Origin of the sequence: Streptomyces sp. NPDC007088 (assembly GCF_042869355.1) — a bacterium.
Taxonomy (GTDB): domain Bacteria; phylum Actinomycetota; class Actinomycetes; order Streptomycetales; family Streptomycetaceae; genus Streptomyces.
This window is the reverse complement of sequence record NZ_JBIAFO010000013.1, coordinates 113,634-123,420: the sequence shown is the minus strand read 5'-3', so window position 1 is coordinate 123,420 and position 9,787 is coordinate 113,634. Positions and strand designations below refer to the sequence as shown.

Below are 9,787 nucleotides of genomic sequence, written 5' to 3'. Positions count from 1 at the left end.
CGTGGCTGGTGAACTGCCTGTAGCGGGCAAGGTGGATTTTCCATTGTACGTGGTATCGGATGAAGAGTCAGGGAGGGTGCTTGTTGCCGCTGAAGGAGTAGAGGGATTTTTTGTCGACCCGGAAGAAGAGTCGTCGGAAGTGGCCTTCCTGAGGGCCCATGAGGTCGAAAATAGGAGGCGGAGGGTCGAAGATGCAGTGATGGCGGTCATGAATCGCCAACGGGAGAAGATTGGTGAGTACGTCATTGGTCGGGTTGTGCTCGGCGATACGGACGTAGAGGAGCCAGGCGGAAATATTTCGAGAGTCGCGTACCGGTTCTTCGGTAATCGCTGTGAGTATCCCGAAGCTGAAAGAATTTGGCCGCGTTGGGCATCAGGGATCGCCCTGGAGAAGGGTGAATGGGTTCGGTGGCCGGCGAACTATCAGAGTGCATGGCTGCACGTCGTTCAGAATTCCTGGTTCGCTTCGAATCGTAGGGCTGCTCGCTATGGAGTGGGAGAGGTTGTCCACTTGGACGGTGGGCAAATTTCCACGAAGTCGGGGTTCTACTGTGCATTGGGTGAGGCGGTCAACGGGCCGGGTGGGTACTTTGGGTCGAATCTCGACGCTCTCGCGGACTGTATTTCTTCGAGTTTCGGCGAGGGCCCCCCGGCGAGGATTGTTTGGCGGAACTTTCAGGCGTCGCAAGAATCTCTTGATCACGCCTTCCTGGATTCGATTGTGGACCTAATGCGCGAATTTCGCGTAGATCTCGCCACTTGCTGACTTTGGAGGCGTGCACGCGAGCAAATGTGACGCCCCGCCAGGTGGCATCTGGCGGGGCGTCTGGGGGGGTGACGGCAGTAGTTGACGGCAACGTCAGCGGACGGCGGCTCCGACGAGAGGTGGTTCGTCGCCGTCGTCGGGCCCGCTGGTGAGCTCCGCGGGGTTGCGGAGGGCGTGGCCGAGGAGGTCGATGGCGTCGCGTTGGAGGCGGAGGCGGAGGCGGACGTGGGCGTAGACGGTGGCGGTGACGCCGATGTGGGCGTGGCCCAACAGCTCCTTGATAACGACGAGTTCCACTCCTTGCTCCAGGAGGAGAGTGGCCGCCGAGTGGCGGAGGTCGTGGAACCGGATGCGGCGGAGTCTGGCCTTGCGGAGCAGGGTGTTGAAGTGCCGGGTGAGGGTGGACCCTTCGATCGGGGCGCCGTCGAGGCGGGTGAAGATGTAGCCGCTGTCCTTCCAGCCCGTCCCCGCCGCCTCGCGTTCCTTGCGCTGTCGGTCGCGGTGCTGTTCGAGGGAGCGCAGACACGGCGTCGGCAGGGCGATGCGTCGTTCGGAGCTCTTGGTCTTGGTCGGGAGGGGGGTCAGGCCACCGGAGTTGGTGCGTTGGAGGGTGCGTCGGATGCTGGCGGTTCCGCCGGCCAGGTCGAGGTCTTCCCAGCGCAGGCCGAGGAGTTCGCCCTTGCGGAGTCCGGTGTGCAGAGCGAGTTCGAACAGCGGCCGCAACCGGTGACCGTTGGCGGCGGCCAGGAACTCGCGGGCTTCGTCGGCAGTGAGGGGTTCGAAGCGGCGGGGGCGGGGTGTGCCGGTGCGGACGTTGCGGGCGACGTTGCGTGGGATTTCCTCCTCGCGTACGGCGTGCTCCAGGGCGGACTTGAGGACGGAGTGCACGTAGGCCAGGGTCAGCGGTGAGATTCGCTTTGCGCAGCACTTTCCGGTAGCGCAGCAGAGGGGCTCGACACGGGCGGCGTCGAGGCCGCGCGCGCAGCATTGGCAGGTGGTGCGGAGCTGGTTGAGCCAGGTGCGGACGTCCTTGGCGGTAAGTTTGGCGAGCTTCTTCCGTCCGAGGCCGGGGATGAGGTAGAGCCGGGCGACGGCGGCGTAGCGGGTGTGGGTGTTCTCGCGGAGCTGGTGGACAGCGACGGCGTCGAGCCAGTACGTCAGGTACGCGGCCAGGCTTCCCTGCGCGGACGGGATGGGGAGGCCGCGGTTACTGGCGGCGATCTTCTCGGTGAGCTTGGCCAGGGCTTCCTTGCGGGTGGTGCCGTAGACGCGGACGCGGCGGCGGGTGTTGCCGGGGGCGAGGACGTATCCGGCGGCCTCCCAGCGGTTGTCCTTGCGCTGGTAGACGGTCCCGTCGCCGTTGGCGCGGACACGGCGGGAGGCGGGGGCGTCGCGGGGCGTGGTCATCAGGCGGCTTCCTGTTCGAGGCGGGTGCGGATGAAGTCGGTGAGGGCGTGGGTGGGGATGCGTCGGGCGCGGCCGAGGGTGATCGAGGCGAGCTGGCCGGTGCGGAGCAGGTCGTAGACGGCGGAGCGGCCGAGCTGGAGGCGGGCCATCACCTGGGGCACCGTGAGCAGATCCAGCACCGGGACCGCTTCCGTGCGGAGGACCGTGAGCGGCGGCGAGGCCATCAGCAGCCCCCTTCGGCCGTGAACCGCCGTTCCAGTTCCCTGCGGTGCCAGACGCCGGCGGCGAGGAGACTCGCGCCGGGGCTGTAGCCGGAGCCGAGGTAGCCCCAGCGGCCGACGACGAGCGTGGTGTCCGCATCGGAATCGGGGAGGCCGGCGTAGGCGCGTGCCTGTTCGGTGCGCCAGGCGCGGCGGGCGTCGCGCAGTGCGCCGAGCGTGACGGAGTAGGAGCGGGACTTGGTGGAGAAGTGGCCCCGGAAGCCGAGCATGTGCGCCCACTTCCAGAGCTTGAGGTGGGCGAATTCCGGCAGGCGGCCCAGTTCCCAGCAGGTGCGGATCATTTGCCGGACGTGGCGGGCGACGGCGAGCCGGGGCAGCGGCCGGGACTGTCCGGTGCCGTCGCACGCGGTGCACGGGAGTGGGGTGCCGTGGGGCAGGAGGGTGGCGCCGCGTCCCTGGCAGGGGCGGCAGTACAGGGCGCGGTCGAGGGTGCCGGAGGCGTCGGCGGACTTGGTGGCGTACTTCGCCACGTAGGCAGCGACCGCCTGGTCGGTGAGTTCGCTGTCGGTGCCGAACGCGGCGATCTCGCGCACGTCGAGCTGCTGGCCCCAGGAGAGTTCGCGCTCCCCGATCGCGTCCGAGGCGACCGTGATGCGGGCGCGGGGTGCGGCGGCGCGGATGGCGTCGGTGAGCACAGCGACCGTGGCGTACGAGGGCGGGGGCTGGGTGTTGCCGTCGGGGCCGTCGAGTCGGATGACGCCGTGGAAGTGAACCAGGCCGCGCTTCTGGTACTCGGCGACCTTGGCGAAGGACACCCGAAACACTGCGCGGGCGGCCTTCTGCGTTATGCCGAGCCGGGTGGCGAGCTCCCGCCGCAGGTAGATCGCGAAGCGGGCCCACAAGGCTCCGGCGTGGGTGTTGAAGAGGACCGCGCCGACGTAGTCATACGTCGCCGGATTGAGCGGCGTACCGAGCAGCGCGTCTGTGGGTTCGTGCCGGGTTCCGCAGCGGCAGGGCCGGGCGTCGGGGCGGTTGTGGACGGGTCCGAAGGAGGGGGCGGTGAGGGTGGCGAAGACGCGGGGGTGTGTACGGACGGTGTCGGGGACAGTCTTGCCGCCGGAGAGGCCGGCGCGGATGAGGTGGTAGGTGTCGGCGGCGTAGAGGCGGGAGCAGGCCGGGCAGCGGGAGGCGCGGCGGTTGCCGCACGTGATGAGCAGGCTCCCGGTGGGTTCGTCGGAGTTGGTGTAGGAGCGCAGGACTTCGCCGGTTGTGGTGTCGAGGGTGGTGGTGCGGCCGGTGAGGCGGACGGGTTCGGTGCAGCCGCCGAGGTGTTCGATCTGCTGCTGTGCGCGGTCGAAGTTGGGGTGGTTGACGAGGTGGAGCAGGTCCCGTACGGCGGGGCTTGCCACGTGGCGCAGGTCCAGGGTGACCATTCGGGGCGTGTCCCTTCTGTTCGGGTGGGTGGCCCCGAGCAGCAACCGGCCGTGACTGTGGGCGTGTTGGTGCGGCTCGGGGCATGACGAACCAGCCCATGGGCGGGGGGGCGGGTTCAGCAAGGTGTGATGCGGACCGCGTAGGCGCGGGGCTCAGAGTTGAGCGAGTGCGGCGGTGGCCACCGGAAGGGCAACGCCCATGCGCGTTCCCAGGTGGGCGGCGGTGATCGGGGTTCCGTGCTCGGCACGGTGGGTGTCTGCGATGCGCCGGGCCGCGTCCAGCAGGGCGGCAGGCAGGGCCGGGCCGGAGGCGGGTCGGGTCGTCTTGGCGACAGTGATGGGCGGAGTAGCGGCCGGGGTCGGAGTCGGAGCGGGTTGTGGTTCCTCGGCCGGGGAGTCGACGACGACCGGGGCGGGTGTCGCTTCGAGTGTGGGCGCTTCGTCGGGCACCGGTTCGGAGAGGGGGGTGGGCGTGGCCTTCAGGCTCTGGGTGGGGTGGGTGAGGGTGAGGAACTGGGCGAGGAAGGCCGGGCCGACGTGGCCCCAGCCGAGCAGCAGGAGCGGGGCGACGGTGTCCAGGCAGGCCCGTCCGTAGCGTCCGGCCAGCAGCGGTTCGGCGGTGTTCAGCGCGAGGGTGAGCAGGCCGCACAGGTGCAGCAGCCGGGTACCGGCCCTCAACTCCGCCTTGGACACGCCGCGCAGGGCCAGGAACCGCAGTGCGACCAGGAGCCCGACGACGGACAGGTCCACCATGGGAGCGATCAGCGGCGCGATCGGGCGGGGGACGCCGAGCCGCAGGGCGAGCGCCCAGACGTTGCCGAAGGAGAAGACGAAGGCCAGGGCCGCGATGACCGCCATGACCACGGTCACGGTGCGCCGGGTGAACCGTTCCTCCGCCATGTCCTCAACCTCCTTTCCGGCGTGGGCTTTTCGGGGCTACTTGGTGAGCGACGGCAGGGGTGCCGTGGTCCGGCCGGTCGAGGCGAGGAGGGCGTCCAGGCACAGGTCCGGGTCGGCGGTCAGGTGCGAGGTGGCTTCGGCCACGCGGGCGGCGTCGGCGTCGGAGACGTAGGGGGTGCGGACGCGGGTGTAGCCGGGCCGGCCCTGCATCGCCATCACCGCGACGCCGACGTAGGCGGGGTCCTGCAAGGTGACCGGGCTGGCATCGGGCCAGTTGCGGATGTCGTCACCCAGCGCGGCCACCGCGGCTTCCACGGTCTTCTGCGCGAAGGACAGCCCGATGGGGCACACGTCGCGGATGAAGGTCGGGATGGCATCCCCGGTGGTCTTCTGGCTGATCAGGATCACCAGGACGCCGACGCTGCGGCCCTTCTTGACCAAGTCCTCCACCAGTCGGGCGTTCTCCGCCGTCAGCGCGGCCAACCGCTTCGTCTCGGCATCGCTTCCCTTGTACTCGCGGAAGAACGTGTGCGCCTCATCAATGATCAGGACCGTGAGCGGCCACTCCGGAGAAGGGCCGACGTGCCACATGTTCTTCACGCCCAGCACGTCACGGATGGTCGCCGAGCGCCGCTTGCGCAGCTCCACCAGGCGCTTGAACAGCACGTTGGCCTCATCGAGGTCGTCACCGCAGAACGCGAACATCCGCTTGACGAGGTCGGCGTAGTCGCCCTCCGAGGCCCGCGACACCTTCCCGTCCGCAGTCACAAGCTGCACGGAAGCAGACGGCGCGAAGTCACAGACGAACTTGTTGACCCCCGAGGTCTTGCCCGCACCCGGGACGCCGGCCACGGTCACCCCGGGCACGTTGGCCAGGGACACGCACACCCGGGCGGCGTACTCGTCCACCCCCAGCTCCCAGCGCGTCAGGTCCGTAGGCGGGCGGCCGGTGGGCCGGTGTTCGGTCGGCGTGGTCAGCGGGTCGGAGCGCACGCCCCGGATCACCACCCTGCCGGGACCGTCCGGCAGCACCGAGACCCGTGTGCATCGCCATGCGTCCGCCAGGAACCGCGCCGCCTTCTGGTACTCCTCCAAACCGACCTGCGGCAGCGTCCGCGCCCGCACGATCACCCCGAACTGGTCCGGCTTGACCTTGATCTTCGGTGTCAGCACCCGTGGCGCGGGGACGGCACCGTCCTTCTGCGCGGTGATCTGCGCCAGCAGGCCCGGGGTCTTGTCGGTGACCGTCAACTTGGCCATCCGCGCAAGCCGTACCCAGCCCCAGCGGACCCGCACGGCCTGCCGCATGCTGACCCGCGTGCCCTTGTCCGCACGGACGTAGCGCACCACCGTCACCAGCAGCCACACACCGACCAGCGCCAAAGCGAGCGGCAGCGCATACGACACGTATCCCGTGATGGCTTCCATGTCAGGCCCCCTCTTCGCGTATCAGGCGGAGCACGTGGGCGAGGTCGAGGATGGCCGCCTGCTCCGGGTCCAGGCCGAGCAGATCTAGCACGGCGGACGAGAGGGCGAAGGTGGCCTTGCCCTCGGTCCCCGGCAGGGGCCGGAGCGGGTACAACTCCCGCCCCGGCACAGGGCTTTCGAAGCGGATCACTGGGCCGCCTCCACCGACACCAGCTCCAGGCGAGCGGCCCGGTAGGCGACGCCGTCGGAGAGCTGCCCGTTGAAGATCCGCGCCCACGGGGTCGCGAACAGGTCCACCGGCCGCACCATTGCCCCCGGCTTGAGCCCTGCCGCAAGACCCGTCTCCGGGACGGTGATCTTCAGGACCTCGGCCCGGCCGTCCTCCATGAGCATCACGGTCACCGTGTACAGCGACGCACCGGTCTCCCGGTCGGTAGCGACCTCCCCGGTCTGCTGGTCCTTGATCTTCAGAACCGGCTCGGTGCCCGCGATGCACACCGCCGACGGCAGCAGGGCAACACGGATACGAGTCATGGCCATGCCATCACACCCCTTGTTCGGTGGAGCCGCTTGATCGACTCGCCATGAGCATAAGGAGATGATCGTATAACTTGCAACCCCGATGAAGTTGTGACTTCAGTGAGGTGGATGGGCGGCCAGGCGGGAAGCGCAGTGATCTACCTGTAGCGGCCTACCGGGCAGGCGATACCGTGGGGTCATGACCCTGCCCTTGGACGAGGACTCTCGACCGCCGTATCTCCAGGCCGCCGCCGCTCTGCGGGACGCGATCCTTACCGGCGAGTTCACATCGGGCGAGCGCCTGCCTTCGGCGAACGTCCTCGGCGAGCGGTTCGGGGTCTCCAGTTCCACCGTCCAGAACGCCCTGCGGGTCCTCAAGCAGGAAGGGCTGGTCTACTCCCAACTCGGCCGGGGCAGCTTCGTGAACTCGACGGCCAGCGGAAGCGATACCCCGGCCGCCCCAGACGCGGACGGAGAGGAACCGGGCCCGGACTGGCCGGCCGATCTCATCCGCAACGACGACGGCCGCCCGCCCTACGTCCAGGTTGCCGACTTCCTCCGCCGCGACATCGCGGAAGGCACCTACCCTCCGGGCTCCCAGCTTCCGCCCGCCCGTGAGATCCAAGAGCGCTTCCAGGTAGCCAATTCCACCGCGCAGAACGCCTACCGAAGCCTCAAGCAGGACGGGCTGGTGTACTCGGTCAAGGGCCGTGGTGTCTTCGTGCGCCAGGCCCCGGAGCCGGGAAAGCACCACGGGCCGATCACGAACTACCTGCTACGGGAGGAGATCGCCCGCGAGGCCCGCGCAGCCGCCGCCGACTTCGCCGACCTCACCGATGACGAGCTGCTGGCACGGGAAGCGGAACTCGACCAGCTATGGGTCACGATCCGTGAGGAACACCAGCGGATCTTCAACGAGCGCCGGAAGGTCAAACGCGAGACGAGCCGACGCGGCTTGTTCCTACCACCGCTCCATGACGACGACGCCGACTCGGACGCGTCGCCGCGCGAGAAGCTCGAAACAGCACTGGCCGAATCGAAGAAGCGCCGGCAGCAGCGCCCCTGACGGTCAGCCTGGCACCTCGGCCAGAAGCGGTGACAGGGAGAGCTGTTCAGAGTTTCTTTACTTGATCAAGGGCGCCCCGCTGACGCGGGCCGCCGCGCACCGGCGGTCGGCGACCGCCGCCCGCTCCTGTCTGCCGCCCCGCTGGCGACGGCCGCCGACCACTCGGCGCGCAGAGCCCGGGAGCGTAGCCGGACCACCAATCGGAAGCCCCGGTCCGACCCCTCAGCAGCAGGCTGGCCGGGCACCTGAGAGGCCGCCCGGCGGGCTCGCGCCGTCCCGGACGCCCATGCTTGCTGCCTGGCTGGGGGCCGTGACGATGGAGATAACGGGGCTGATGCCGGTGCGGGGTTGAGCGAGACACACGTGGCGAGTGGTCGGTCGGCGAGCCCGTCGTCGTGGCTGACTTTCTGTGGCAGAGGCCAGAACCCCCACAGCCATGGGCACGGCACGTACGTGAGGCCCGTCCCTGCCGGGGCTGACGAGTGCGGGGGAGCCTCGATCGGCTGCGCCCGGCAGGGACGGGAGTCGGGTGGGTCAGCGCAGTGCGGCGCCTGGGCGAGCGAGGCGGGTCACGTTTGGCGCCAGGTCCGCCAGGGGCGGGTGATGATCTCCCGGTAGGTGTGGTGGGACGGGTTCTGGCCGCAGTGCCGCAGCACCCAGTCCTGCGGTTCGGTAAAGTCCTCGCTTGTCGGCGAGGTCTCTCCGTCCACGACGCACTGCATCGCGTAATGGACCGGCTCCGCGTCCGGCTCGCGGTCGGGCTGGAGCGTCCAGGTCTCGTAGCGCAGGACCGAGCGCGGGGTCACCGTCCCCACCTCCGGTTGGCCACGGCCACCTTCGCGCTCAACTCCTCCGTCGGAGTCGGCGTACGTACGTCCTCGGGCGGCACGTCCCACTCCCGGCCACCGCGCGGTGGCCGAAGCTGCACGTACGTCCCCACATGCCCCATCACCACGCCCACCTTGCCGCTCCGCCGGTCGACCACCAGGGCGCCGGCATCGGGCGAGACGGTGTGCCCGTCGGCATCAGGGGTGGGGCCCGTCATCGTGACCGCCCCGGCGAGGCGGCCCGCGACCGGGCGTCCAGTCGCAGGGCGGGAACACATGGGGTGGCGCTCATTCGCACGGTGACGCTCCTCGGCGGCGTTGATGCGTGCCCTGGGCCTGTTGGTGCCGCAGGGTCGGCACCGATCCTCACGCCGGTCACCAGGACGAAGGAACCTCCACCAAACCCCATTACGGGACGTCCCGCACCGTGTAGAACGTCCCTAGTGCCGTCCTGGGACGAAGGGGGAGACTCGTGCCGAACGAGAGACTACGAGCCGTCATGGCGGCGGGAGGCTGGACGTACGCCGCACTCGCTCAGCAGGTCGAGGTCGACCCCAAGTCGGTCGAGCGCTGGGTGAACCTCGGGCGTATCCCACGTCGTGCCACTGCCCTCCAGGCGGCCAAGGACCTGGGAGAAGACGTGCACGCACTCTGGCCGGCGCTCCGCCAGGCCCGCCCCGCCCGCGCCATCAGCCCTGAGTTGGTGGCGCTCTACGGGCAGCGAGCCGACATCCCCGTCTCGGCGTTCACCGACCTGATGGCCCAGGCCCGGGAACGGATCGACATCCTCGTCTACGCGGCAGTCTTCCTCCACGAGGCCTACCCGCGGCTGAACGAACTCCTCACCGAACGCGCCGCCGAAGGCTGCACCGTCCGCATCGCGATCGGGGACCCCGACAGCGACAACGTCCAAGCCCGCGGCCAGGAAGAGCGGTTCGGACACGGCATCGAATCCCGCTGCCGCCTCGCGCTCATGCACTACAAGCCGCTCGCCGACACCCCCGGCATCGAAGTCCGCACCCACGAAACCACGCTCTACAACTCCCTCTACCGCGCCGACGACCAGCAACTCGTCAACGCACACGTCTGGGGCGTCAACGCGTACGCCGCCCCCGTGTGGCACCTTCGCCGACACCAGGAGAGCGGCATGTTCGACACCTACGCCGACAGCTTCGACGCCGTCTGGGCGACCGCAACCCCCGTAAGAGAGGAAGACTGAC

The 9,787-nt window shown here is 69.1% G+C and carries 12 protein-coding genes; 3 read left to right on the top strand and 9 right to left on the bottom strand.

Features of this window, described 5'->3' with window-relative positions:
• Nucleotide 1 precedes the first annotated feature (1 nt).
• Nucleotides 2–766 (top strand): barstar family protein, encoded by a 765-nt coding sequence (locus ACFYMP_RS21650; RefSeq protein ID WP_388859960.1) that lies wholly within the window; start codon nt 2–4, stop codon nt 764–766.
• A 93-nt stretch (nt 767–859) separates the two neighbouring features.
• On the opposite strand, the gene ACFYMP_RS21645 is transcribed toward ACFYMP_RS21650, so the two are convergent.
• From ACFYMP_RS21645 to ACFYMP_RS21615, 7 genes are all read right to left on the bottom strand, one after another.
• The gene (locus ACFYMP_RS21645) at nt 860–2,173 is read right to left on the bottom strand and encodes a tyrosine-type recombinase/integrase (protein ID WP_388859957.1); all 1,314 of its coding nucleotides are present in this window, start codon (nt 2,171–2,173) and stop codon (nt 860–862) included.
• Nucleotides 2,173–2,397 (bottom strand): helix-turn-helix domain-containing protein, encoded by a 225-nt coding sequence (locus ACFYMP_RS21640; RefSeq protein WP_388859954.1) that lies wholly within the window; start codon nt 2,395–2,397, stop codon nt 2,173–2,175. The genes ACFYMP_RS21645 and ACFYMP_RS21640 overlap by 1 nt, the downstream gene beginning before the upstream one ends.
• Nucleotides 2,397–3,827 (bottom strand): replication initiator, encoded by a 1,431-nt coding sequence (locus tag ACFYMP_RS21635; RefSeq protein WP_388859951.1) that lies wholly within the window; start codon nt 3,825–3,827, stop codon nt 2,397–2,399. The genes ACFYMP_RS21640 and ACFYMP_RS21635 overlap by 1 nt, the downstream gene beginning before the upstream one ends.
• Before the next feature lie 153 nt (nt 3,828–3,980).
• Nucleotides 3,981–4,727 (bottom strand): DUF2637 domain-containing protein, encoded by a 747-nt coding sequence (locus ACFYMP_RS21630; protein WP_388859948.1) that lies wholly within the window; start codon nt 4,725–4,727, stop codon nt 3,981–3,983.
• Nucleotides 4,728–4,763: 36 nt separating this feature from the next.
• Nucleotides 4,764–6,155: a cell division protein FtsK gene (locus ACFYMP_RS21625; RefSeq protein WP_388859945.1), complete on the bottom strand. Its 1,392-nt coding sequence runs from the start codon at nt 6,153–6,155 to the stop codon at nt 4,764–4,766.
• A gap of 1 nt (nt 6,156) precedes the next feature.
• Nucleotides 6,157–6,345 (bottom strand): hypothetical protein, encoded by a 189-nt coding sequence (locus ACFYMP_RS21620; protein ID WP_388859943.1) that lies wholly within the window; start codon nt 6,343–6,345, stop codon nt 6,157–6,159.
• Nucleotides 6,342–6,695, bottom strand: a complete 354-nt coding sequence (locus ACFYMP_RS21615; protein WP_388859941.1) for a hypothetical protein — start codon at nt 6,693–6,695, stop codon at nt 6,342–6,344. Before ACFYMP_RS21615 ends, ACFYMP_RS21620 begins: the two co-directional genes overlap by 4 nt.
• Nucleotides 6,696–6,873: 178 nt before the next feature.
• On the opposite strand from ACFYMP_RS21615, the gene ACFYMP_RS21610 reads away from it, so the two are divergent.
• The gene (locus ACFYMP_RS21610) at nt 6,874–7,740 is read left to right on the top strand and encodes a GntR family transcriptional regulator (protein ID WP_388859938.1); all 867 of its coding nucleotides are present in this window, start codon (nt 6,874–6,876) and stop codon (nt 7,738–7,740) included.
• A 569-nt stretch (nt 7,741–8,309) separates the two neighbouring features.
• Here ACFYMP_RS21610 and ACFYMP_RS21605 read toward each other — a convergent pair.
• Nucleotides 8,310–8,555 (bottom strand): hypothetical protein, encoded by a 246-nt coding sequence (locus tag ACFYMP_RS21605; protein WP_388859935.1) that lies wholly within the window; start codon nt 8,553–8,555, stop codon nt 8,310–8,312.
• On the bottom strand, nt 8,543–8,785 hold the full coding sequence (locus ACFYMP_RS21600; RefSeq protein WP_388860163.1) for a hypothetical protein: 243 nt from the start codon (nt 8,783–8,785) through the stop codon (nt 8,543–8,545). Before ACFYMP_RS21600 ends, ACFYMP_RS21605 begins: the two co-directional genes overlap by 13 nt.
• A 281-nt stretch (nt 8,786–9,066) precedes the next feature.
• Between ACFYMP_RS21600 and ACFYMP_RS21595 the strand changes: the two genes are divergently transcribed.
• A complete protein-coding gene (locus tag ACFYMP_RS21595) occupies nt 9,067–9,786 on the top strand; it encodes an XRE family transcriptional regulator (RefSeq protein ID WP_388860160.1) in 720 nt (239 codons plus the stop codon).
• The last annotated feature ends 1 nt before the right edge of the window (nt 9,787 follow it).

Bases quoted from the DNA above. Each gene is read 5' to 3' on its own strand.
- ACFYMP_RS21645 (WP_388859957.1), bottom strand. From the start codon at position 2,173: ATGACCACGCCCCGCGACGCCCCCGCCTCCCGCCGTGTCCGCGCCAAC.
- ACFYMP_RS21640 (WP_388859954.1), bottom strand. From the start codon at position 2,397: ATGGCCTCGCCGCCGCTCACGGTCCTCCGCACGGAAGCGGTCCCGGTG.
- ACFYMP_RS21635 (WP_388859951.1), bottom strand. From the start codon at position 3,827: ATGGTCACCCTGGACCTGCGCCACGTGGCAAGCCCCGCCGTACGGGAC.
- ACFYMP_RS21630 (WP_388859948.1), bottom strand. From the start codon at position 4,727: ATGGCGGAGGAACGGTTCACCCGGCGCACCGTGACCGTGGTCATGGCG.
- ACFYMP_RS21625 (WP_388859945.1), bottom strand. From the start codon at position 6,155: ATGGAAGCCATCACGGGATACGTGTCGTATGCGCTGCCGCTCGCTTTG.
- ACFYMP_RS21615 (WP_388859941.1), bottom strand. From the start codon at position 6,695: ATGGCCATGACTCGTATCCGTGTTGCCCTGCTGCCGTCGGCGGTGTGC.
- ACFYMP_RS21610 (WP_388859938.1), top strand. From the start codon at position 6,874: ATGACCCTGCCCTTGGACGAGGACTCTCGACCGCCGTATCTCCAGGCC.
- ACFYMP_RS21600 (WP_388860163.1), bottom strand. From the start codon at position 8,785: ATGACGGGCCCCACCCCTGATGCCGACGGGCACACCGTCTCGCCCGAT.
- ACFYMP_RS21595 (WP_388860160.1), top strand. From the start codon at position 9,067: ATGGCGGCGGGAGGCTGGACGTACGCCGCACTCGCTCAGCAGGTCGAG.